General features: G+C 37.0%; 19 protein-coding genes. 7 read left to right on the top strand and 12 right to left on the bottom strand.

Going from position 1 to position 23,529, the window contains the following annotated elements; all coding sequences use genetic code 11:
• Nucleotides 1-45 precede the first annotated feature (45 nt).
• The 7 genes from H6F45_RS00260 to H6F45_RS00230 form a co-directional block, all read right to left on the bottom strand.
• Nucleotides 46-606: a methylmalonic aciduria and homocystinuria type D protein gene (locus tag H6F45_RS00260; protein ID WP_096571640.1), complete on the bottom strand. Its 561-nt coding sequence runs from the start codon at nt 604-606 to the stop codon at nt 46-48.
• A 144-nt stretch (nt 607-750) separates the two neighbouring features.
• The gene (locus H6F45_RS00255) at nt 751-957 is read right to left on the bottom strand and encodes a glycogen debranching protein (protein WP_096571641.1); all 207 of its coding nucleotides are present in this window, start codon (nt 955-957) and stop codon (nt 751-753) included.
• A gap of 296 nt (nt 958-1,253) precedes the next feature.
• The gene (locus H6F45_RS00250; RefSeq protein WP_190346146.1) at nt 1,254-4,559 is read right to left on the bottom strand and encodes a response regulator; all 3,306 of its coding nucleotides are present in this window, start codon (nt 4,557-4,559) and stop codon (nt 1,254-1,256) included.
• A 199-nt stretch (nt 4,560-4,758) separates the two neighbouring features.
• Nucleotides 4,759-5,463, bottom strand: coding sequence for a DevA family ABC transporter ATP-binding protein (locus H6F45_RS00245; RefSeq protein ID WP_137666151.1), 705 nt, complete (start codon nt 5,461-5,463; stop codon nt 4,759-4,761).
• Nucleotides 5,464-5,567: 104 nt separating this feature from the next.
• Nucleotides 5,568-6,749, bottom strand: a complete 1,182-nt coding sequence (gene devC, locus H6F45_RS00240; protein ID WP_137666152.1) for an ABC transporter permease DevC — start codon at nt 6,747-6,749, stop codon at nt 5,568-5,570.
• 106 nt (nt 6,750-6,855) lie between these two features.
• Entirely contained in the window at nt 6,856-8,145 is a 1,290-nt protein-coding gene (locus H6F45_RS00235) for an ABC exporter membrane fusion protein (protein ID WP_137666153.1), read from the bottom strand.
• 67 nt (nt 8,146-8,212) lie between these two features.
• A complete protein-coding gene (locus H6F45_RS00230) occupies nt 8,213-8,791 on the bottom strand; it encodes a TetR/AcrR family transcriptional regulator (protein WP_096571645.1) in 579 nt (192 codons plus the stop codon).
• A gap of 550 nt (nt 8,792-9,341) precedes the next feature.
• Here H6F45_RS00230 and H6F45_RS00225 point away from each other — a divergent pair.
• Both H6F45_RS00225 and H6F45_RS00220 read left to right on the top strand, forming a co-directional pair.
• The gene (locus tag H6F45_RS00225; RefSeq protein WP_096571646.1) at nt 9,342-10,577 is read left to right on the top strand and encodes an HhoA/HhoB/HtrA family serine endopeptidase; all 1,236 of its coding nucleotides are present in this window, start codon (nt 9,342-9,344) and stop codon (nt 10,575-10,577) included.
• Nucleotides 10,578-10,609: 32 nt separating this feature from the next.
• On the top strand, nt 10,610-10,849 hold the full coding sequence (locus H6F45_RS00220; protein ID WP_190346145.1) for a hypothetical protein: 240 nt from the start codon (nt 10,610-10,612) through the stop codon (nt 10,847-10,849).
• Nucleotides 10,850-11,651: 802 nt separating this feature from the next.
• On the opposite strand, the gene H6F45_RS00215 is transcribed toward H6F45_RS00220, so the two are convergent.
• Complete coding sequence (locus H6F45_RS00215) at nt 11,652-12,338, bottom strand: NYN domain-containing protein (protein ID WP_096571648.1); 687 nt, start codon at nt 12,336-12,338, stop codon at nt 11,652-11,654.
• Nucleotides 12,339-12,724: 386 nt separating this feature from the next.
• Nucleotides 12,725-13,252, bottom strand: coding sequence for a universal stress protein (locus H6F45_RS00210; protein WP_137666156.1), 528 nt, complete (start codon nt 13,250-13,252; stop codon nt 12,725-12,727).
• 464 nt (nt 13,253-13,716) lie between these two features.
• Between H6F45_RS00210 and H6F45_RS00205 the strand changes: the two genes are divergently transcribed.
• Together H6F45_RS00205 and H6F45_RS00200 are read left to right on the top strand one after the other, a co-directional pair.
• A complete protein-coding gene (locus H6F45_RS00205) occupies nt 13,717-14,373 on the top strand; it encodes a phosphoribosyltransferase (protein WP_190346245.1) in 657 nt (218 codons plus the stop codon).
• Nucleotides 14,374-14,525: 152 nt separating this feature from the next.
• Complete coding sequence (locus H6F45_RS00200; protein ID WP_190346144.1) at nt 14,526-15,254, top strand: hypothetical protein; 729 nt, start codon at nt 14,526-14,528, stop codon at nt 15,252-15,254.
• Nucleotides 15,255-15,417: 163 nt separating this feature from the next.
• On the opposite strand, the gene H6F45_RS00195 is transcribed toward H6F45_RS00200, so the two are convergent.
• The 3 genes from H6F45_RS00195 to H6F45_RS26830 form a co-directional block, all read right to left on the bottom strand.
• Nucleotides 15,418-15,804: a response regulator gene (locus tag H6F45_RS00195; protein WP_096571652.1), complete on the bottom strand. Its 387-nt coding sequence runs from the start codon at nt 15,802-15,804 to the stop codon at nt 15,418-15,420.
• 120 nt (nt 15,805-15,924) lie between these two features.
• Nucleotides 15,925-19,932 (bottom strand): response regulator, encoded by a 4,008-nt coding sequence (locus H6F45_RS00190; RefSeq protein WP_190346143.1) that lies wholly within the window; start codon nt 19,930-19,932, stop codon nt 15,925-15,927.
• A gap of 487 nt (nt 19,933-20,419) precedes the next feature.
• A complete protein-coding gene (locus H6F45_RS26830) occupies nt 20,420-20,551 on the bottom strand; it encodes a hypothetical protein (protein WP_277876943.1) in 132 nt (43 codons plus the stop codon).
• 256 nt (nt 20,552-20,807) lie between these two features.
• On the opposite strand from H6F45_RS26830, the gene H6F45_RS00185 reads away from it, so the two are divergent.
• The 3 genes from H6F45_RS00185 (at nt 20,808) to H6F45_RS00175 (ending at nt 23,494) form a co-directional block, all read left to right on the top strand.
• Nucleotides 20,808-21,305, top strand: coding sequence for a universal stress protein (locus tag H6F45_RS00185; protein WP_137666159.1), 498 nt, complete (start codon nt 20,808-20,810; stop codon nt 21,303-21,305).
• Between the two features lie 88 nt (nt 21,306-21,393).
• The gene (hoxE, locus tag H6F45_RS00180; protein ID WP_137666160.1) at nt 21,394-21,903 is read left to right on the top strand and encodes a bidirectional hydrogenase complex protein HoxE; all 510 of its coding nucleotides are present in this window, start codon (nt 21,394-21,396) and stop codon (nt 21,901-21,903) included.
• Nucleotides 21,890-23,494 carry a NuoF family protein gene (locus H6F45_RS00175; protein ID WP_190346142.1) on the top strand — a complete coding sequence of 535 codons (1,605 nt, stop codon included), beginning with the start codon at nt 21,890-21,892 and terminating at the stop codon, nt 23,492-23,494. Before hoxE ends, H6F45_RS00175 begins: the two co-directional genes overlap by 14 nt.
• Nucleotides 23,495-23,529: the final 35 nt, after the last annotated feature.

Genomic DNA, 23,529 nt, shown 5'->3' with positions numbered 1-23,529 from the left:
TTTTCAATAGTTGTCACTGCTTAAATAATATGGGAGCAGAATTAACTAAACATCAACTTCCATCCATCCATGTAAAGGAGCGATCGCTTTCATTACCGATACCATAATATCTGGTGGTGCTGCCGAAAGTAACACACTGGGATAAACAGCAGCACCCCATTGAGGATGCACCAGTACACAGCATTTGTTTTTGATCACAGGATAATTTAGTAAAGCTTTAGCAACTGCTGTATCATCATGGGGAACAGGACCGGGATGGGAAAGTAAAGGATAACCTGTACGGGGATCAATTAAATCTGTGACATAACCGCGATCGCGCAAATTAAAAGCCACATCACAACCGAACCGCATAAACTTTTCCCGTAACCTTTCTTTTTCTGTTTCTGTTTCCGCAGTAATTTCTAAAAGTGGATATTTTGATTGTTGTAAAACAACCACCACCCACAAAAACTGTTGCTGTGTCCAATCTGGTAATATCTGTTCGCAGTTGGCACAGATATATTGACTGGGGTTATGAATAGAAATTTGTACAGCTTGTCCCGTTTTGCCAACTAAATTAATGGGATAGCCTGGCTCAGAAGTGCAAACACTGGAATAGTTCACCACATTTAATCTGTTTTTGCAAGTTTGTTTAATTATTCCTTGCTTATGATAATAACTCTGAAAACTTCTAAAAAATCATCAATATTTGATGTCAGGAGTTAGGAGTCAGGAGGAAACAGATTTGAGGTTTTATCAAGCAACTCTAAATTAATTGAGTTTTAAAGCATTGACTGGAACTTCATCCCAAGAATTTACAGTACGTAACTGTGCAACCCAACCATCTGCTTTTTGCTTATCAGTCAACCCTTTTTGAAAGGACTCATGACAATCTTGAGCTTGACTCTGATCACAACAAGCAATACAAGCATGAATCATTCCTGATGGATCAATTTGCTCATTTACCCAAATAGTCATAGATACCTCTTTTTAAATCTTGTGGTAAACTTTTGGTAAAACTGTTATATCATGTCCATCTGAAAACTTATCATATCTATAGTGATCCAATTTGATTCCTGAAATTATTTGTTTAGGCAGACAAGAGGCAGTCATGCAAAAGGCAAAAGGGTTTTAGAGAATTTCGGTGTACGGAGTTTTGTTCAATAATCAAATAGGAGTCCTATATTACGGCAGGTAATAGGGAATAGGATAAACAGAGGAGAAAAATTAAAAGCAAAATTAAATAACTTCTACCTCTTACCTCCTGCTGTGATTCAAAGTAAGGCTTGTTGGAGTGTTTCCAGTTTGACAGGTTTAGAGATAAAATTATTCATACCCATAGCCAAACATTTATGACGGGTTTCTGAGGAAATATCGGCAGTGAAGCCAATAATAGTGAGTTGTTGGCGATCGCTGTACAAAGTCCGAATTCTTTGGGTTGTTTCCAGTCCATCCATACCAGGCATTTGTATATCCATTAATATCACATCAAAATGCTGATGTTGCAATATTTCAATTGCCTCTTCTCCACTATCTACTGCTTGAGCTTGGTATCCCAAACGTTTCAACATCAATAAGGCAAATTTGCGGTTTACGGCATTATCATCCACAACCAAGACTTTTGCAGAATTCAAGGAACTTGGTTGAGAATTTACATCTTTCAAAGCTGGTGACTCAACCTTCTTGGCTTGAATATCAAACCGGAATTTACTACCAACACCCAAGGTACTTTCTACTGTTAATTGTCCACCCATGATTTCTACAAACTTGCGACTGATCGGTAGCCCTAAACCAGTTCCTGTTTGCGATCGCCTTCCTGCTTCCGATTGTCCAAAAACTTCAAAAATAGTTTCTATTTCTTCCCCAGCAATACCCACACCTGTATCTTCTACTGCAAAAAGTAAGTGATAACCTTTATCCAATGATTCCATATTTTCCACTACTAGGGTAATACCTCCATGCTCAGTAAACTTAATAGCATTACCCAACAAATTAATCAGCACCTGACGCAACTTAGCATCATCTGTAATAATGAAATCTGGCAAATTTTCCCCCAGTTCCAACTCCAAAGATAATCCTTTAGATTCTGCTTGCTGTCTTAGCATCTTCATCAAAGTAGTTACTAACTGGCGCAGGTGACAGGATTTTTCATTTAAGAAAACTTTCCCCGCTTCAATTTTGGACATTTCTAACACATCATCAATCAGTGAAAGTAGATGTTCAGCACTTTGATTGATGGTGTTAATAAAATCCCTTTGTTCTGCTTGTAGACTGGCATCTTTTTCTAATAGCTGACTAAATCCAATAATGGCATTTAGGGGAGTCCTTAACTCATGACTCATACTAGCAAGAAACTGACTTTTGGCACGGTTGGCAGTTTCAGCTGCCTCTTTGGCCTCTACAAGTTCACGTCTAGCTTGTTGCCGTTCTAGATGTGCCGAAATCGCTGCTGCTGCTGCACTGAGCAAGTTTACCTCTGCCCTTTCCCAAATTTCAGCAGTTATACAATTATCAAACCCAATAAAACCCCAAAACTGACCATTCACCAACAAGGGTAAGACTAAGATAGCCAAAATTCCCTGGGGTTGTAAAATTTCCCTTTCTGAATTGGGAAAATCACTAACCACACCATTGATAATCTTGCCACTAGAAAGAGTTTCTACCCATCTGGGAAAGAACTGGCCGTAGGGAAAATTTTGCAAGTTAGGGTTATCAATTTGTGAATCAATGCCTTGATTACACCATTCAGATTTTTGGCTTGTCAAAAAATTACCATCTGCATCATCATGATTGGCAAACAGATAAACACGGGATGCAGATGATGTTTCTCCTAACCATTGCAGAATTTGTGTGTAGTAGTTAGTGTCAAATTCATTAACTAACAGGTAATTCTGAACATTTACCAAAGTTGAAAGATAACGTTCCCTTACGGCTAAGGCTGCTTCTGCAAGTTTACGATCCGTGATATCTCGACCTACATATTGCATTTCTGCCCATACTGCTGTTGGTTTTATCTTGCCATTGCTGTGAATTTCAATTTCTTCAATTTGTATATACTCTCCCTCTAATGCCCGCACAAATGGTAATCTATCTTTAGGATAAAGTTGGTCTGTTCCCATTACATAAAGTTGATCAACCGTAGCCAAATTATCTAAGTCTTGCTCACTAATTGTTTCTATTCCTAGTAAGGATTTAGTAACTTGGTTTAAGTAAACTACAGAACCATCAATTTGATGAATCGCTACTCCTATGGGCAAACTTTCCAAAAATTGGTTAAGTTCTGCTTTACTCTCAGTCAATTCAGTAAATGATTGCTGTAATTGTTCTGCCATTTGGGTAAATGAATCAGACGGTTCACGAACTTCAATAATGGGAGTCGAAATTGGCGATATTTTCTGAAAGTCTCCTTGAGCAATTTGTCTAGCTGCTAAATTTAATTTCAGTAATGGTTGGGCAATTAACTGTGTAGTGAAGAATCCCATTGCTGTGGACAATAAAAAAGCTACACCGCACAAGAAAATGGTTTTTTCAGTAGCAGATTTAATTTCTGCCATAAAATTTGATTCTGGCAAAACGATCACTATCAACCAATCTAAACCAAGATCATCTTGCCAAGGAGAAATGAGCACAAAATATTTTTGATGTTTAATTTTGACTTGTATTTGTTCCTCATTGACAATATTTGTGAAACTGCCCCATTTTTTATGAATTTTTGTCCCCACCTGCCGAATAATTAAGTCTTGACTGTTAGAAACTTGCAATCTTTGTGCTTTACCATTAAGCATTTGAAATGGGCTTTCTTGGGTAGAACTGGCAACTAGCATTCCTGACCGTTCTAGAATAAATGCTTTACCTAAAGATTCTGGTTTTAGCTGTTGCAAAAAATTACTGATGTAAGTTAAACTTAAATCTGTGCCAAGAGCGCCAATAAATTTTCCTTGACGATCATAAAGTGGATAGCTGGCAGCAATTGACATAACTTCTGGATTTGTGTCCCAATTGTAGATTTTGCTCCAGATTGGTTTACCTACTTTCACTACTTGAGAAAACCAAGCTTCGTTTCTGGGTTCATAAGCTTGCACGGCAACTAATTTTGTGCGATCGCCTGCCAAATTTGTATTATATTTATAAGACTTTCCCTGTTCTTTCCCTAGAGGAATTTCTGCAATTTGCGCTATTCCAGCACCGTAATCACCAGCACCAATATATTCGCCTCTCGCTGTAGCAAATTGAATATAACTAGCTCCAAATGTTCGTAACTGTTTGACAAAATACTTACCGGTAGCTGAAAAATTCAATAAGTTCAGTTGTCCAGATTCGTAAGCATCTACATTTAATTGATTGATCTTAACAGGTGTTTCCAAATAATTACTAATTTTCTGCTGAATGCGATCATTAATTTCTAACTGTAAATCAACAACTAGTTTGTTAACTGCCAAGGAGCCGTTTTGATAGGAAAAATATCCCACTAGGGCAACAACACAGACAATTTGTAAAACAAATGGAACTATTAGTATCCGTCGTAATGGTGCTGTCCCTAATTTTTTAATAATCCACTGTTGATCAGTATGGCTCTTCATGTTTTCAACAGAGTACAAATTCTTTGATTATGATTGTCAGATGCTTTAGTCTGACAGGTTGTTTCAGATGGCCGTTTGCTAATAATAACTGAATGCTTACCATCAAATTAGTTTGAGGCAACTATCCCAGAGGAAGTCTCAAAAATCTCAACCTACTGCTGGGATGTAAACACTCCAGACTCAATGAAGTAGTCTATCTCTAGTTCATTTTTCCATCTTCCATATAAATAATCCGATCTGCTATATCTAAAATGCGGTTATCGTGAGTCACAAGCAAAATGGTACAACCTTGCTCTTTCGCTAATTTTTGCATTAATTCTACCACATCCCGTCCTGATTGTTTATCTAATGAAGCAGTAGGTTCATCTGCTAATACTATTTTAGGATGACTCACTAAAGCACGGGCGATCGCTACTCTTTGTTTTTGTCCTCCTGATAAACTCTCTGGATAGTAATCTACACGATCTCCTAACCCAACTTCTTCTAACATGGAAATAGCTTTAGTATTAATATCTTGATTTAAATATTCTTTATGCAACTCTAAGGACATTCTCACATTTTCTTTAGCTGTTAAAAAGGTCATCAAATTATGCGCTTGGAAAATATAACCAATTTGACGACGCAATTTAGTTAACTTGCTTTTACTTGCTCCCCGCATTTCTTGATTTAATATTTGCAAACTTCCTGCTTGAGCAGAACGTAACCCACCCATTAATGATAATAAGGTGGTTTTACCTGAACCAGAAGGACCGGTCATAATCACAATTTCCCCGGCTTTAATTTCTAAGTTTATATCAAATAATACTTGTTTTTTTAAATTTCTTTCACCAAAATAATGATTGAGTTGAGTAACATGAATTACTGTATCTGAAGCAATTTTTGATTGAGTATTAATTTTTAACATGGTTTGTTGTGAGTATTTTGTGATGGTTTGTAGTCAGTAATTTATTGCCTATTCTTGCTGAACACATCAGGACTAAAGTCCTGACTACGAACTTTTTAGCAACTTTAAAAAATGTCCGCAGGGTCAGCAGAACGAAGTTTTTTCAGGGCGATCGCTCCTGAAACACTACACATAATTACCGTCATAATAAACACTGTAATTGCCCGATCTACTTTCATGGAAATGGGTAACATAGTGGCTGCAAAGGTGAGTTGATATAATCCAAAAGAAAGAAAAAATGCCGGTAAATAACCTAAAATAGCTAATAATAAAGCCTCTTGTATTAAAACTCCTAAAAGATAACTATCTGTATAACCCATTGCTTTAAGAGTTGCATATTCTGGAAGATGATCGGAAACGTCAGAATAAAGAATCTGATAAACAATCACAATACCAACAATAAATCCAACTCCTACACCCAAACCAAAAATAAAACCAATACCTGTACCATTAGCCCAATAATTCTTTTCTTTTTGGGCAAAATCTTCTGGTGTTCCTATTTCTACAAAGGGATTTTTAGGATCTGGATTTAATCCTATTCTCAGTTGTGTTTTGATTTTCTCCACATCTGCACCCGGTTGGAGATTAATTAAACCTACTTCAATTTGATCGGGTTTACGTTCAGGAAATAATTGCAAAAAAGTGGAATCACTCGTAATCACATTACCATCAGCAGCAAAGGAAGCACCATTACTAAATACACCTTTAACACTCACAGATTTGCTATTTAATTCTGTTTGAAAATTGCCTGTTTTTTGGAATATTTCACCTACAGCACCATATTCTGGACGGCCAGCTTGATCAAACATCACTTGATTTAGTGGTTTGAGAGCATCATTATTTTTTTGCACTTCTGGAAATTTCAATCCTGGTTGATTTGGATCGACTCCCCAAACTAAAATAGCTCGATCAATTCGTGTTTCAGGATTGCGCCATTGTCCTGTACCAATATAAACAGAATTAACTGATTTTACTCCATTATAACTTAATGCTTGATATAGTTTATCTCTGGAAAAACTTTTTACAGAAAACAAGGTATTAAACTGAGGATTAATCAATACTAAATCTGCGGATAAATTGCGATGTGGTTGAATAGCTGCATCAAACAATGCACTTTCAAAACCCATCTGAATAAAAATCAACATATCAGCAAAAGTAATTCCCGCGACTGCAACAGCTAACCGCGTTTTTTCTTTCATTAACTGACGCAAAGCAAGAGGTGTTTTCAGAAATAGTTTTTTAGTCATTAGTTGTTAGTCAGGAGTCAGGAGTCAGGAGTTAGAATTTAGAAGAGGAAAACATTTTAACCAATTAGCAATTACCAATTACCAATTACCAATTACCCATTACCCATTACAATTCAATTGCTGTTTGTACTTGTAAGTTGGTTAAACCTGCAACTTTTTTACTATCTTCAGGAGTGAGTTTAATTTTAACTTCAATAACTCGACTGTCTAAATTTTCCCCTGGTTGGTTACTAAACACATTTTGACGATTGACTTGTAAACCAATTTGGGCAACTTCTCCGAGCAGTTCACCTGTAAATGTAGGACTGATAATTACAGCTTTTTGTCCAATCTTTATCTTACTAATATCAGTTTGATAAACTTCTGCTACTGCTAACATTTGTTCTGTTTGTGCAAAGTCAGCAATACCAGATTCACTTATTTTCTCACCGACACGGGTATGAATTTTGAGAATTTTTCCTGTCATGGGAGCGCGAATAAATGCTGCTTGGAGTTCGGTTTGGGCGCGTTTAAGATCAGCGATCGCACTTTCAACTTCTGTTTGTGCTAAGTTCACATCTACAGGACGAACTTCGGCAATACTGTTAAGTGTAGCTTTGGCTTCGCTAATTTGTTTATTGCTAGTAGTGTTAATTCTATTTAATGCTACTTTTGCTTCTGCTAATTGTTTGGTTGCTGTAGAATTTATACGTTCAATAACTGCTTTTGCTTCACTTAATTTTTGTTTGGCAGTTTCCACATTTAACCGTTTACTATCAATTAAAGAATTAGAAATTGCACCCTCTGAATATAACTGTTGATAACGTTGATATTCTGATTCTGCATTATTTAATTCTGCGGTTAATTTATTAATAGTTGCTTGTTGGGCAATTCTATCACCTTGCCATTGAGCTTCTATTCTGGCAATATTTTGTTGTTGGGCGTTTTTATCACCTTCATACTGGGCTTTTATTCTCTCAACATTAGCTGTTTGTGCTTGAATTTCTCCAGTTTTAGCTCCAGCTTTTATTTGCTCAAGTTTGGCTTGGGCAACTCTCACTTGTTTCTCAGCTTGTTGGACAGCATTTTCTAAGGCATAACGGGATGTTAAAATCGCTATTACCTCTCCTGCTTTCACTATATTACCTTCTTTAAAGAGGATTTTTTCTACTCTATCTCCATCTAATGCTAAAGGTGCAGATAGCTTAATTACTTCTGTTTCTGGTTCTAATCTTCCTAAAGTTGTCACCTTACTAGGAATAGCACCAGTTTCTGTTAATTCTCCAGTGGTGGCATTGCCAATTTTACTAAAATTAGAAATACCGTAAATTACAATTCCCGCAGTTATAGCTGTGGCGGCTAAAACCAAAACAATTAACCCTTGATTTCCTGGTTTCAATAATAATTTATAACTCATTTTCTTGACTCCCCACAATAAAAAAATCTGCGTTTATCTGCGTCTATCTGCGTTCAATTAATGATATTTACTTTTTCTTTGTCTGTAAATAAGCTGTTAACATTTCCCCTAAAAGTTGGCATTGTTCCAGGAAATCAATTGTTTCATCACCCCATAATTTTTCCAGAATTACACCGTTGACAAAACTCAATACAAATGATGCTAAAACTTGATCTTCAATACCCAAAAATTCACAAGCTGCTTGTTGATATCTTTTGTTAGCACGTTTAAAAACTTTGCTATTATTCAGCATGGTTTTTGAGTCTTGATTTTGACAAAAATCAACCCAAACATAGGTCCATTTAATTAGGTAATCTTCATTGTTGACAAGATAATTACCCAAAGCTGTCATCATTTCTGAAATGTTGTTTTTCCCTCCTAATTCTGCTAAAGCTGCAATCACATCTTGCTGACTAATTTCTTCTACCAGTTGCTCAAATAAAGCTTGTTTACTGGGGAAGTAATGATAAAGAGTACCCGTGGAAACCCCTAAACCGTTAGCAATTTGCCGCATGGTGATAGCGCCATATCCTTTATCGGCAAATAAGTCAAAACACTTGCCGAGTAATTCTTTGCGGTATTGTTCATGATCCACAATTTTCGGCATATTTGATGTTTTGTTGTTTTTTATATCGAACGGTCGTTATTTTAAGGTAATATTAGAGATAGAATTTTGTCAAGGTGTCAGCTTTTAAAAAACCGCTATCCGGTTTCCCGAATTTTCAAGTTGGGTAGGTCTTGTATAGTGAAATCAGGTGAGTTGCTATAATCTTAACAGATTTTATAAATTTTTTGGAAAAATTTACATTTGTAGGTGTATCTCACTAAATAGGGTTTGCTGAAAAAGTCCCTTCGTTGAGGCAGGGAATAGGGAATAGGGAATAGTTTTAGCTATCTGTTATCCCCAGATTTTCTAATTTATCAGACCCAAAATGCACAGTTTTTAAGGTATACCCTTCAAAAATCTTGCACTTTCTTTCCTCCTGATCAGCCTCAAACCTTTGATTTACGAGTATTTTGGGTTTATTCAGCAAGCCCTAAATACTGGTGCTGATTAATAGCAGCTAAAAAGTTGACCCTGCTGGAATTGGGCAACAAAATCTGCCAAAAAAATATCTACATTAGTAACAACTCTAAATATCCTTTCAGATAAAGAAATGCAAAACCAACCTCAAGACAAAGATAATCTGTTAACCAAAAGCCATGATCATGCGCCTTGGAAAAAAGCAGCGGCTTCTTTATCCTTGGTGTTGCTGGGATCAGGGATGACTTTTGCAGGAGGCTATTTAGCAAATAACCAACAGCAAGTGGCTGAAACTGCATCTAAACTAGCTGTACAAAGTGTAAACGCAGCGCCGCCATTACCAGGAAACACAGATCCGAATTTTGTGACTCAGGTTGTACAGAGAGTAGGACCTGCGGTGGTGCGAATTAATTCTTCCCGCACTGTGCAAAGCAGGATACCGGAAGAATTTAATGATCCGTTTTTCCGGCAGTTTTTTGGGTCAAGATTACCGCAAGGAGGAAACCGGGTAGAAAGAGGTGCGGGTTCAGGTTTCATCATAAGTGCGGATGGTCGTATTCTTACCAATGCTCATGTGGTTGAAGGTGCGGATAGGGTGACAGTCACTTTAAAGGATGGACGCACTTTTCAAGGTAAAGTAGTAGGAAAAGATGAATTAACTGATGTGGCAGTGGTAAAGATTGAAGCGAATAATTTACCGACGGTGACTTTGGGTAATTCTGATCAGTTACAACCGGGACAATGGGCGATCGCTATTGGTAATCCCTTGGGTTTAGATAATACTGTAACTACAGGTATTATTAGCGCCACAGGACGTTCTAGCAACCAAGTAGGTGTTCCTGATAAACGAGTAGAATTTATTCAAACCGACGCAGCAATTAACCCTGGTAACTCTGGCGGTCCATTGCTAAATGCTCGTGGAGAAGTGATTGGTATGAATACAGCAATCATTCAGGGAGCGCAAGGTTTAGGATTTTCAATTCCTATTAATACAGCAAAACGAATTTCTGATCAATTAATCACTACAGGTAAAGCGCAACATCCATATTTAGGCATTCAGATGGTAGGGATCACACCTGAGTTAAGGCAACGGATTAATTCAGATCCCAACAGTGGTTTAACTGTGAATGAAAATCAAGGAGTATTAATAGTTAGAGTCATGCCCGACTCACCCGCAGCGAAAGCTGGAATACGTGCTGGGGATGTGATTCAAAGGCTAAACGGTGAAGCAGTAACAGAAGCATCTGCTGTACAGAAAGCGGTAGAAAAAGCACAAGTGGGAGGGAATTTACGCTTAGATTTACGTCGCAATGGACAAAGTATTAATATCGCTGTTAGACCTGGAACTTTTCCCACAAATCTCCAATAATTAGAGTGGGCAGGAAGCAGGAGTTATTTATTTTGGATTTTGGATTTTGGATTGTTTTTGTTATCTCCAATCTCAGAGGATGTTGGAAAAGTATTAGAATTCATGGAGATACACCCAACCACCCTTACAAAGCAGGGCGTTTTCATTCTCTAAATTTGCGATCGCTAGAACCTTTTGACCATCAATATTTGGGCTTGTTTTTCATATTAATTAATCAAAAATTAGAAAAAAAAGCCTCTATTGACCTGTGGAAAAGGGTTTTGGGGAAATGATTTTGCAATTTACCCCCGACTTGGAAAATGCCCTGCTTTTTCAGGGGGATAATGGGGAATCTGCGGGTGTCAAATCCCACACGAAAAAGTTTTCAAACAACCTCTAAAATCTAAAATCTAAAATTATTTTGCCTCTTGTCTTTTGCCTTCTGTTACCTGTTACCTGTTACCTGTTACCTGTTACCTTTCCAAACAGATATGATAACTATTCAAAGAGAGGTGATATAGTAGGAAAAGCTAAGAGCAAAAATAGCTAAAAGCACAGGAATTATAGTATTAGATTCCAATTGGCGATTTTTGAGGATTTTGAAGCAAGATATGGGAATAATTACAGGCCAGAAAATGGTAGTGATTACAAACATAACAAAGGATAAAAATTTATCCTCTGGTGTATATGTAGGGTGAAGAAGGGAAAACTTTAACCAATTGGTAAAAAAATAGCAAGTCATTAGTAGGTAACTAATCACTAATGTTAATTGGATCTGGGTCACTATTTGCACTCCTAAATAATTTTTTGGTTCTGATTACTTCCTCTCATACATTTTGCGCCAAGTCTTTCACAATGGACAATTATCAATTGATAAGGTAGTTAGGATAGCAATTATACATATAAATGTTAATCAGCTATTCCTTTTTTGGTATAGCACAGGTCTAAAAAAGTGGCAAATAAAATGCAGCATCAGCTACATCCTCATTAGATGTACTAGAACCAGTTAATTTGGAACAGACAAAATAGCTGGGAAAATGCTGACCTCAAAATTCAGGAGTGAAGAGTCAGTAGTTAAAGTAATTAAATGGGAATTTAAAGTTGGGAAGTAGACGAAGACCGATAAGTATAACCGACTTGAGAATCTTTTTGAATGTACTGTTTAATACTGTCGAAATCAATGAAATAATCAGCCACATCAATCAGGCTATCACTGGTCATGCTTTGTAGGCCAATTACTTCTACTCTAGATCCCAAGCTGGTAACTGCATTGACAGCATAGGCTAAATCTCCATCTCCACTGACTAACACAGCAGTATCGTAGTAGGGAGCTAGAGTAATCATATCCACAGCAATTTCCACATTGAGATTGGGTTTTTTACCATTCTCGGAAACTGCAAGTATATCTTTGGTGACTACACGATAGCCATTGCGACGCATCCACAACAGAAACCCCTGTTGCTTTTCTTTGCTGGCATCAACACCAGTATAAAAGAAAGCCCGTAAAAGCCTAGAGGTTTGAGTTAAACGACAAAGTAATTTAACATAGTCAATTTCAATGCCTAGTTGCAAGGCACAGTGAAATAAGCTTAAACCATCAATAAAAATGGCTACTCTACCGCGATTAAGATCATCACCAATGCTCATATCGTTAATAGCCTCTTGTGGCTTGATATCTCGACCTTTGACAGTTGTTTTGATTGCAGTTGGTCCTTGCCAATGTGGTTTTTCTTTAAGTTCTTTATATTCGTTTGTTTTTTTGTGAAGATTAGTAAAATTCATTGATGCCTCAAGATTTTAAATTGGGATGTCTTTGATAAATTGCTATTATCTAGTATAGTCGCTGCTAAGTTCATAACCTTTGTAGTAAACTTAGCAAGAAACTCTCTCAAGAGAAGATTTGCAAATAAACTTAACTTACAGCAGAATTCATGAGTCAGTAGAGAAGTTTGGGCGGAATGTCTGTGCAGTAAGTAGTCAGGAGTAAACCAGGCTTGATACTGGATTTTGAAGGGAAATTTTCTAAAATTCTGTAGTTCATTTACCTGCACTGGTGTATTTGGACTTATGGCTGATATTGAAGTGATAACCCAGAATTTGGGAGTATTTCAAGATCCCTGTTGGCACAGGGACAAATATTAAAAAAATATTAAAAAATTGTGATCATTTCAGGTGGAAGTTACTTTTGTATTTTCGGTGTTTTCTATGGTAAGAGGCGTGAGGCCTTGTATGGTGAGAACAGAGCAATAAGCATGATGTAAAACGTAGTTGCTGACGCTGCCTAATAAAACTTCACTGATGCCAGTACGTCCCCTGCGACCGACTATAATTAAGTCAGCTGGCCAACTTAAAGCTAATTCACAGATCACTCGGCCTGCATCACCTACTGTTTGGGTAAATTCAGTTTTGACACCTGCCTTAATTGCCGTTTGAGTTAGCGATCGCATCCAATCTAGTCTATCTTGTTTTAGTTTATCCCAAGCTTGCATATATTGATTAATAGTTTCAGTATGCAAGGTAGGATAAATTGTTTCTGGTTGCAAAAATATGGGATTGATGTAAGGATCTTCTAAGGGGGATAGAACGTGAAGCAACATCATTTCTGCCTCACTTGCCTGAGCCAAAAATAGAGCTTGATCAAAAATATACTGACTTCTTTCTGAGTTGTCGAGAGCAACTAAAATTTTGTGAAACATAGTTAGTCTTCCTTGGGGAGTATTTTAAATCTATACCTATTGTGGTTTTTATCTGATATAACTTCGGCTATATTGGCCATGTTAATCAATTTTTGGGAAATATGCAGGAATAATAAATCATCAACTCGCTGAGTATCAATATTGTAAACTTGTTGTAAGAATTCAGGAGTCAGGAGTCAGGAGTCAGGAGTCAGGAGTCAGGAGTCAGGAGTCAGGATCAGAATTTTTAAATCAGGAATTAGGAATGAACTGATTCGAGATTTTATAAGAAAATAGGCTGTATCTTTAACAGTGCAACAAGGATCACAAATTTAAAAGTTTTCTGTCTGTTACGAAGATTTACAAAAATCATAGGTAATAGTTAGGGGAAAAGATTGATTACCAATCACCAATTATCAGTTACCCATGCAAAATCCTTGCAGCTAAAATCCGAAATCCAAAATCAGTATCAGGAGGTGATGGTGATGGTGTTAAGATTTCGCAACCGTAAAGAAGCAGGAAAAATGTTAGCGCAAAATTTGACCGCTTATGCTAACGAAGAAAACTTGTTGGTGTTAGCTTTACCGCGTGGGGGTGTGCCAGTGGCGTTTGAAGTAGCGAAAGCTTTAAATGCACCTTTAGATGTTTGTATAGTGAGAAAATTGGGTGTACCTGGTCATAAAGAATTGGCAATGGGGGCGATCGCTTCTGGGGGAATAGGGGTACTAAATTCTGATGTGATAAATACGTTGGGAATAGATAAAGAAGCGATTCAGGCAGTTGCGGCTGAGGAGTTGCAAGAATTACAGCGGCGCGATCGCACTTATCGCGGGGATGCTCCACCTCTAAACGTCGAAAATAAAACTGTGATTTTGATAGATGACGGTATTGCTACTGGTTCAACTATGCGTGCTGCTATTGCGATTCTTCAACAACAACAACCTCAAAAAATAGTTGTTGCTATACCAGTTGCACCGACAAGCACTTATAAAGAATTGCAGTCAGAAGTAGATGAAATAGTGTGTTTGCAAATTCCAGAAATCCTCTCTGCGATTGGATTATGGTATGAAGACTTTTCCCAAACTACTGATGAGGAAGTGAGAGAAATTTTAGATTTACACAGTGTAAACTTCCTCAATTAATGCTGCTAAATCTTTGTTTCTGCCATTATCAGCTGATTATTGATTACTGATAGCTGAATACTTACGATTTTAGATTTTACCAATCACCAATCACCAATCACCAATCACCAATTACCAATTACCAATCACCAATCACTTAAAAGGTTAAACCAATGAAAGCTCAAGAATCTGGGAATGTTTTAGAGCAAATAGTTACTATTGAGGTAGGACTACTAAGACTCAAAGGAGAATTAGTTGTACCGCCAGAAGCTCAGGGAATTGTTGTATTTGCTCATTGTAGTGGCAGTAGTCGCTATAGTAGCCGCAATCATTATTTAGCTCATTTGTTGCGTCAGCAAGAAGGATTGGCAACTATATTAATAGATTTATTGACGGAAGAAGAAGATGCAATTGATCAGCGTACTCAACATTTACGTTATGATATTAGTTTTCTGGCTTCGCGGTTAATTACCGTCACAGACTGGTTGTTTGAAAATACCCTGACTCGTGATTTAAAAGTTGGTTACTTTGGTGTAAATAGAGGTAGTGGGGCAGCATTTTTAGCTGCATTAGCTCGTCCGATGAATGTGGGGGCGATTGTTTGCCGTAGTGGTTATACTGATTTGGTAATTGAAAGTCTTGGTTATGTACAAACTCCAACTTTGTTGATTGTTGGTGGTCATGATTGTGCGATAATTGCTATGAATGAGGATGCAATAGTAGAAATTCCCACTCAGCATAAACAATTAGAAATTATTCCTGAAGCTAGTCACAAGTTTAGCGAACCTGGTGCTATGGAGGAAGTAGGAAGATTAGCGAGTCAATGGTTTAAATATTATCTTTCACCTGTTGAGGAAAAGGAATTGCATTTACACGCAATGTCGTTATTAATTGATAATTGACAATTGATAATTGATAATTGTTTCATTCAATGTTAAAAACCTCCCCTAAGTTCATTCCTCAATTAAATTCAATTATTTCACTTAGTCTCTGATTGAAAACACTTATAGTTAAGATTCAGCTAAGGAAATAAGAGTAAATCAATAGTTGATATAATTAATTGTTTTAATTTTCCAAATTCCAACCCAAGGCAGATGCTACTTGACCGGCTAATTCTAGAGGATTAAATGGTTTGGCGATCGCACTTTTCATACCTAACTGAGCATAGCGACGACGATCAGCGGCTTGAATTTTGGCAGTTAACAAAATCACAGGAATTTCTTTTGTATTTGGATTTGCTTGTAAATTTGCAAAAGCAGCAATTCCATCCATATCTGGCATCATGACATCTAGTAAAATAGCATCTGGTTGATGATTTTCTGCTTGTACTATTCCCTCTTTCCCAGAACTAGCTGTCAGCACTTCCCAACCTGCAACAGTTTCTAAACAAATTTTGGCTACTTCTTGAATATACTGCTCATTATCAACTACTAAAATTCGCTTTTTGTTCATAATTTCTATCCCCTGATAAATTTTGGATTTTAGATTTTAGATTTTAGATTTTAGATTTTAGATTGGGAATGTGAGATACTGATGTTGATTGTAACATCATTTTCCCGATCTGACTCTTGACTAATGATTATGGGTAATTCTTTGTAGCAGATCCATCACCCGTTGTTCAAATTCTTGGGTAGTAACTCTTCCTTTAGTCAAAAATTCTGTATGTCCTAATTTTAGTCGATGGCGTTCCGAATCATCCAAATCCTTAGCAGAATAAACAACTACGGGAATACTAAAAAGTTGATTATGTTGTTTTAACCAATCTACAACTGTAAAACCATCACTCTCTGGCAAGATTAAATCAAGAATTAGTAAATCAGGATTTACCTTTTGACTGAGATGAATAGCTTCTCTACCAGTTTTAGCCAGGAAAGTTTCAATATCATGTCTAGCAAACAAAGTTGCTAATAAATCTGCCAAATCATGATCATCTTCAACAATTAAAATCTTAACTTTGCGAGAAGGTTCAGATACAACTTTTCTCAAGGAATTTAACAGGGAATTTTCCTCTACTGGCTTGCTTAACCAATCAACAAAATTAGCACTGGGTTGATTATTTTTATTGGGTTTGTAGACACTACAAATCACAATTGGTATATCCTGAGTATCTGGACGTTTCTTTAATAGTGCCATTGTTTCCCAGCCATTCATACCGGGCATGACTAAGTCTAATACAATGACATCGGGATGTTGAGCAACGGCTTGAGCGATCGCCTCTTCACCACTATCTACTGTAATTACCCGATATCCCCCTTGTTCCAATAAGTTTTTTAATTCACTACGAATTACCGCATCATCATCACAAACTAAAACCAAAGGAGAATGCTGATTATTAATGATAATTTCTTCAGTTTCTTCAGTGGCTAAATTTTCTAATTCAAGTGTTTGATCAATCTGGCCAATTGGCAATGTAAAATAAAAACTACTACCTTTGTTTAACAAACTTTTTACCCAGATTTGTCCGCCGTGCTGCTGTACAATACTCTTACAAATCGCTAACCCTAAACCAGTACCATCGTGGTTGCGTGAATCTGAAGAATCAACTTGTTGAAATCGTTCAAAAATACTATCTAACTTATCAGATGGTATTCCCCGTCCAGTATCTGTAACTGTCACCAGCACCTCATTTTCTTTTAATTCTGTCAGCAAGGAAACTGTAGCCCCAGATGTGGAAAATTTAATCGCATTACTCAACAAATTTGTTAAAGTTTGAATGATCCGATCCGGATCAGCCCAGAGTTTTACAGATACACTAGAAATAGATAATTTTACCCCAGCTTTATTGGCTAGAGGCTGCATAATATTCACAGCCGAGTTAATTAAATCTTCTGAATTACAAGTTTCCCGTTCCATTTTGACTTTACCCGACTCGATGCGCTCAATGTCGAGAATGTCATTAATTAATCTTACTAAACGCTCGGTGCTATCAGTGGCTATTTGCAACAAGCGTTTACCCTGTTCTGAATCTGTTGGTAATAAACCACTAGCTAACATTCCTAAAGATCCGTGAATTGATGTTAGGGGAGTACGCAATTCATGACTAACAACAGAGACAAATTCATCTTTCATTTTTTCCACTTGTCTACGTTCAGTTATATCTCGCAATATTACTGTGTAAACACATTCTTCACCCACTTCTAATTTAGAAATAGAAGCTTCTGCGGGAAATTCAGTACCATCTTTGCGGCAACCAAATATTTCTCTTCTTTCTCCCATTCTGCGAGCAGAACCTGAAGATTTACCAAAATCAGATACATGATGGCGATGTTGTTCAGCAAAGCGCATAGGTAAGAGTAAATCTAGTTTTTCTCCTAGCACTTCTTGAGCAGAGTAGCCAAAAATCTTTTCTGCACCTTGATTAAATAAAGTAATTTTTTGATTACTATCAATAGAAATAATGGCATCATCAGCTATACTTAAAATGCCTTCAAATCGAGTTTGAGAAATTCGCAGGGCTTCCTGTGTCCGTCGTCTTTCATCGAGTTGTGATTGTAATTGGTGATTAACAGTAATTAACTCGGCTGTACGTTCTGCTACTCTTAATTCTAGTTCGTCTTTAGCTTTGTGCAGTGCTAATTCTGTTTGCTTGCGTTGAGTAATATCACGAGCAAATATTTGGGCTGCTGATTGACCTTGGTAGGTGAGAGAAGCAACCACTATTTCTACATGAATTTTCCTACCGTCTAATCTGATAAACTTAACTTCATGCAAGGAAATTGATTGTTTATTGATTTGGATATTTTGCAGTTCTTTGTTCATTTCCCTTTGAAAATCGGGATGTACAAAGTCAATAAATTTCTTACCTAATAATTCTGCTGTTGATGTAACACCAAAAAGTTTCACTGTGGCACTGTTGACAAAGACAAATTTATCTTGACTGACAATCAAAATTGCTTCTGGATAAACTTCTACTAAATTGTGATAACTTTCCTGAATAAATCTACTTTGATTTTCTAGGTTATTAACTTGCTTATTTCGATTTTGCGCCATTCTTCTTAACAGTTTCACCCGTTCTAATCTGTTAATAATGCGGTTAACTAGCTCCGATTCTATGATGGGTTTGCTGACAAAATCATCAGCACCTGCGCTAAAAACTTGATTCACTATTTCGACATCGTTATGGACAGTAAGAAATAAAATTGGTAGTTCACTACCTTGGGGATCATTGCGAATCATTTGACATAATTCAATCCCATTTGTACCAGGCATTTCTATATCTAAAATTAGCATATCTGGCTGGACGCTTTGCCAAGTTTGCCAAAAATGCAGGGTATAATTAAGTGGAATAATTTCCATTCCCCAAGGTGTAAGTAATGTTTGTAATAATGCTAAAATTTGTGGGTCATCATCTACGACTAATATTTTGGCTTTAGTGGTTGTTTGGTCTAATGGTTGTGGTAAATTTAAAGAATGTTTATGCTTATTATTATGGCAGGGTAGATTTTCCTGATTTTTGCTATCAATTTCTTGACGGAGTAATTTAACCCAATTTTTGAGATTGGTTGTATCACTTGTAGTTAGGGTTTTACCAGATTTGAGTAATTTCTCAATTTTTCTCGCTAATTCTGAACCATTAGGTAAACCAAAAGTGCCTAAAGATCCCGCTAAAGTGTGGGCTTCTTTAATAGCCTGTGATAGCGCAAGTGATGAATTTTCAGTTTGCACTTCTGAGTTTAAGCTTGAGTTTAAGCTTGAGTTTAAGCTTGAATTTACAATTTGTTGTACTGCCTGTTCTATGATAGTAACTTGTTCCTCTACCCGTCCACGAAATCGCTGCCAAATTGCCCCAATAGCTGTCAGAGTTTGCTGAGATTTTAAATTGCTTTTCTGATCCTTTAATACCCCTGTTTCTCCTGTTTCTTTGGTCTTTTTATTTCCCCTGTTTCCTAATTGCTTTCCTTCATCTTCCTGGGGTTTAAGACGATAACCAATACCATATACTGTTTCTACTAAATCGTGAGGCGCTCCCACTGATTTTAGCTTCATACGTAAACCTTTAATGTGGGTGCGAACGGCTTCTTCTCCCGGTGTGTCTTCATAGGACCAAAGATGCTCTAAAATCATGCCACAGCTAAAGACTCGGCGATTATTTCGCATCAAGAGTTCTAACAAAGCATACTCTTTTGGTGTGAGTGAGAGGAGATTCTGCTGATATATTACTTCACAACTACTGGGATCTAATCTTAAGTTACCCCATTCTAATACAGGTTGTGAAGCGATGCTTCCCCGTCTTAATAATGCCCTAACACGAGCTATAAGTTCTTCTTGATTGAAAGGTTTAACTACATAATCATCAGCACCTGCATCTAAGCCAATGGCTTTATCGTGAGAGCTATCACATCCTGTTAATAATAAAATCGGTACTTGCCGACCACTAGAGCGGATTTTCTTACATAAACTAATACCATCCATTTTGGGTAGTATAACATCTAAAAGAATTAAATCATAGTCGTAAGTTTCGACTAAATCCCAGCCTGCATCACCATCATTGGCCACTTCTACTGCATAATTTTGCTCAGTGAGAAAGGTGGTAAGTGCATAGGCATTTAACTGGTCATCCTCGATCACTAAAATCTTCATATTAAAAGCTTCCCTAATCTAGTAGCTTTAAAAGCTGGTAATAGTGGAAAACAACTTAATATTAAATTATGTTTTCCTAGATATAATTTAAACAAGTTTAACTCTATACATTAAATAGTAACATAGTAACATTGATGTAGAAATATAAATTTATATCAAGCTGAAAATATATATTCTGTAATAATTCGGTGGCAACAAGTCAGAATAATTGATAAATCAGTAGATGATGAAATATAAATTAAATATAAATTAAATATAAATTAAATATAAATTAAATATAAATTAAATATAAATTAAATATAAATACTAGCCTGTAAATTGCTTTGATTATCAGTAAGCATTCAGCTAACAGCCCTCAGTAGTCAGCTTTTTCAGGCTTACGCCAAACATACCTATTGGATACAGCAGATTGCAGATCAATGAGGCTTCGCCGTGAGAGTCAGCCGATAGAGTAGCGTGGCGTTAGCCATACGGTACAGAATCTAAATTAAAACCTATACACAAAGCCAGTTTTACTCCTGACTCCTGCTGTAATTAACCAATTTCTCAGATGAATACTGACTGAATTACCAATAATCCAGGACTTACGCAAAAGGGAACGAAAGTAGGGGTAATTCATGAATTACCCCTACGCAAGAATAAGGTTTTTAGTCATATCTTGCGTAAGTCCTATAATCTATCCTCACAAGTTCCTCAAATTGTTTGCCTATAAGCATAAGTGTAAAACCAAGTCACAGGGCAGGTGTGAAAAATTAACGAATTGTGAAGATTAGTGTCAAGAAATCCAAATGAAATAAACATATTTTGACTAACCAAGAATCTAGAAAGCAGAAAGAGCTATTTTCAATAATTGGCGAGCTAAGATGGGGGTAGCGATGTTTAACAAAATTTTAGTTGCATTGGATCGCTCGGACATGGGAAAGCAAGTTTTTGAACAAGCCCTGTCTTTAGCAAGGTTAACATCAGCCAAATTAATGCTATTGCACGTTTTATCACCTGATGAAGACGGCATTCATGATGTAATGGTTATTTCTCAGATGGATTACTATCCAGGCTGGGGTGATGACAGCATGAAAAGGTACTTGCAAAAGCTGGAAGTGCGTAAAGACGAGGGTTTGGAAATGTTACAAAAATTCTGCGCCCAAGCAAATTCTGAGAACATTAATACTGAATTTTCGCAAAATGTTGGTAGTCCGGGTAAAGTAATTTGTAACTTTGCCAAAGAATGGAATGCGGATTTGATTGTGATTGGACGACGTGGACTGTCTGGAATCACCGAATTTTTAATCGGTAGTGTTAGTAATTATGTTTTACATCATGCACCTTGTTCTGTGTATATTATACATTTTGAGGGAATAGGGAATAGGGAATAGGGAATAGGGAATAGGGAATAGGGAAGATTTTTAAATATTACCAATTACCAATTACCAATTACCAATCAATCAACAATTATCAATACTTATGAAAACTACAGATTCACCTCCTAAGAATCATCCGAGTGGAGATAAACGTTTGAAAATGTTGGACGCAACTATCAAACGGCATCAATATCAACAAGATGCACTGATTGAAATTCTCCATCGGGCTTCAGAATTATTCGGTTATTTAGAACTAGATTTATTGTTGTACATTGCCCACCAATTAAAATTACCACCCAGTCGGGTTTATGGGGTAGCAACTTTCTATCATTTATTTTCCCTTGCGCCCAAAGGTAAACATAATTGTGTAGTTTGTACAGGTACTGCTTGTTATGTAAAAGGCGCACAGGAGATTTTAACAAGTTTAGAAAATACCACCAAAATTAAAGCTGGAGATACAACACCTGATGGGGAAATTTCCCTGTTAACTGCAAGATGTTTAGGTGCTTGTGGTATTGCACCGGCGGTAGTTTTTGATGGTGCTGTTTTAGGAAATCAAACTTCAGAAACAGTTTGTGAAAAAGTGGGAGAATGGCAGAATGGAACTAAATGAATTATTAGAAATTGCCAGAATAGAACGTTCTCAGGCGAAACCTGTACAGATTCGTTGTTGTACTGCTGCGGGTTGTTTGTCTTCTGGTTCTCAAATGGTGAAAGATAACTTAGAAAAATCTGTAAAAGCTGCGTGTTTAGAGGATGAAATTCATGTTTCTGGTGTGGGTTGTATGCGGCTTTGTTGTCAAGGTCCTTTAGTTCAGGTGGATCAAGAAAACAACAAAGAAACGAAACTTTATGAACAAGTTACCCCAGAGGATGCAGCAAAAGTGATTGAGGCTGTACAGGGTAAGGAAACAGATTTAAAACAGCAAGATTTGAGCCAACCATTTTTTACTAAACAATTACCCATTGTGTTAGAAAATAGTGGTAAAGTTGACCCGGATAGGATTCAATCTTACATTGTGGAAAATGGTTATCAAGCCCTTTACCAAGTGCTAAGAGAAATGAAACCTACTGAAGTAGTAGAAACTATTACTAAAAGTGGGTTAAGAGGAAGGGGAGGTGCTGGTTATCCCACAGGTTTAAAATGGGCGACAGTGGCAAAATCTCAAGGTGAGAAAAAGTTTGTTATTTGCAACGCGGATGAAGGTGATCCCGGTGCATTTATGGACAGGAGTGTATTAGAAAGTGATCCTCATCGAGTATTAGAAGGAATGGCGATCGCTGCTTATGCTGTGGGGGCAAGTCAAGGTTATATTTATGTGAGGGCAGAATATCCCACCGCTATTAAAAGATTAGAAACTGCTATTCGCCAAGCCCAAAGATTAGGACTTTTAGGGTCACAAATATTTGAATCACCCTTTGATTTTAAAATAGAAATTCGTATTGGTGCAGGTGCGTATGTTTGTGGTGAAGAAACAGCATTAATGGCTTCTATTGAAGGTAAACGTGGTGTTCCTCACCCCCGGCCACCTTATCCGGCGGAATCTGGTTTATGGGGTTATCCCACCTTAATTAATAATGTAGAAACCTTTGCGAATATTGCACCAATTATGAGAAATGGTGCGGAATGGTTTGCGAGTATTGGCACAGAAAAAAGTAAAGGGACAAAGGTTTTTGCACTAGCTGGAAAAATCCGCAATACAGGGTTAATAGAAGTACCTATGGGGACAACTTTAGAGGAAATTGTTCAAGAAATGGGTGGTGGTGTTCCTGATAGTGGTATTGCTAAAGCAGTACAAACTGGAGGACCTTCCGGGGGATGTATACCTGCGTCAAAATTTGCTACACCTGTAGATTATGAATCATTGACTGCTTTGGGATCAATGATGGGATCTGGTGGGATGATTGTCATGGATCAAACCACAAATATGGTAGATGTGGCGAGATTTTTCATGGAATTTTGTATGGATGAATCCTGTGGAAAATGTATTCCTTGTAGGGTGGGAACTGTGCAACTCCATGATTTATTAGTGAAGATTGGTGATGGTAAAGCTGCACAAGCTGATTTGCAATTATTAGAAGAATTGTGTGACATGGTGAAATATACCAGTTTATGTGGTTTAGGACAGTCTGCACCAAATCCAGTTTTTAGCACTTTGCGATATTTTCGAGATGAGTATTTAGCTTTGATAATTGATAATTGACAATTGACAATTGATAGTTACTAATTGCAAAATCT

The sequence above is a fragment of the Sphaerospermopsis sp. FACHB-1194 genome, assembly GCF_014696235.1.
GTDB classification, from domain to species: domain Bacteria; phylum Cyanobacteriota; class Cyanobacteriia; order Cyanobacteriales; family Nostocaceae; genus Sphaerospermopsis; species Sphaerospermopsis kisseleviana.
Note: the sequence above shows the minus strand (reverse complement) of the source record. Positions and strands in the feature narration are given on the sequence as shown.

Excerpts from the sequence above, each read along its gene's own strand:
- H6F45_RS00255 (WP_096571641.1), bottom strand. The coding sequence starts at position 957 with ATGACTATTTGGGTAAATGAGCAAATTGATCCATCAGGAATGATTCAT.
- H6F45_RS00250 (WP_190346146.1), bottom strand. The coding sequence starts at position 4,559 with ATGAAGAGCCATACTGATCAACAGTGGATTATTAAAAAATTAGGGACA.
- H6F45_RS00245 (WP_137666151.1), bottom strand. The coding sequence starts at position 5,463 with ATGTTAAAAATTAATACTCAATCAAAAATTGCTTCAGATACAGTAATT.
- devC (WP_137666152.1), bottom strand. The coding sequence starts at position 6,749 with ATGACTAAAAAACTATTTCTGAAAACACCTCTTGCTTTGCGTCAGTTA.
- H6F45_RS00235 (WP_137666153.1), bottom strand. The coding sequence starts at position 8,145 with ATGAGTTATAAATTATTATTGAAACCAGGAAATCAAGGGTTAATTGTT.
- H6F45_RS00230 (WP_096571645.1), bottom strand. The coding sequence starts at position 8,791 with ATGCCGAAAATTGTGGATCATGAACAATACCGCAAAGAATTACTCGGC.
- H6F45_RS00225 (WP_096571646.1), top strand. The coding sequence starts at position 9,342 with ATGCAAAACCAACCTCAAGACAAAGATAATCTGTTAACCAAAAGCCAT.
- H6F45_RS00215 (WP_096571648.1), bottom strand. The coding sequence starts at position 12,338 with ATGAATTTTACTAATCTTCACAAAAAAACAAACGAATATAAAGAACTT.
- H6F45_RS00210 (WP_137666156.1), bottom strand. The coding sequence starts at position 13,252 with ATGTTTCACAAAATTTTAGTTGCTCTCGACAACTCAGAAAGAAGTCAG.
- H6F45_RS00205 (WP_190346245.1), top strand. The coding sequence starts at position 13,717 with ATGGTGTTAAGATTTCGCAACCGTAAAGAAGCAGGAAAAATGTTAGCG.
- H6F45_RS00200 (WP_190346144.1), top strand. The coding sequence starts at position 14,526 with ATGAAAGCTCAAGAATCTGGGAATGTTTTAGAGCAAATAGTTACTATT.
- H6F45_RS00195 (WP_096571652.1), bottom strand. The coding sequence starts at position 15,804 with ATGAACAAAAAGCGAATTTTAGTAGTTGATAATGAGCAGTATATTCAA.
- H6F45_RS00190 (WP_190346143.1), bottom strand. The coding sequence starts at position 19,932 with ATGAAGATTTTAGTGATCGAGGATGACCAGTTAAATGCCTATGCACTT.
- H6F45_RS26830 (WP_277876943.1), bottom strand. The coding sequence starts at position 20,551 with ATGAATTACCCCTACTTTCGTTCCCTTTTGCGTAAGTCCTGGATTATT.
- H6F45_RS00185 (WP_137666159.1), top strand. The coding sequence starts at position 20,808 with ATGTTTAACAAAATTTTAGTTGCATTGGATCGCTCGGACATGGGAAAG.
- hoxE (WP_137666160.1), top strand. The coding sequence starts at position 21,394 with ATGAAAACTACAGATTCACCTCCTAAGAATCATCCGAGTGGAGATAAA.
- H6F45_RS00175 (WP_190346142.1), top strand. The coding sequence starts at position 21,890 with ATGGAACTAAATGAATTATTAGAAATTGCCAGAATAGAACGTTCTCAG.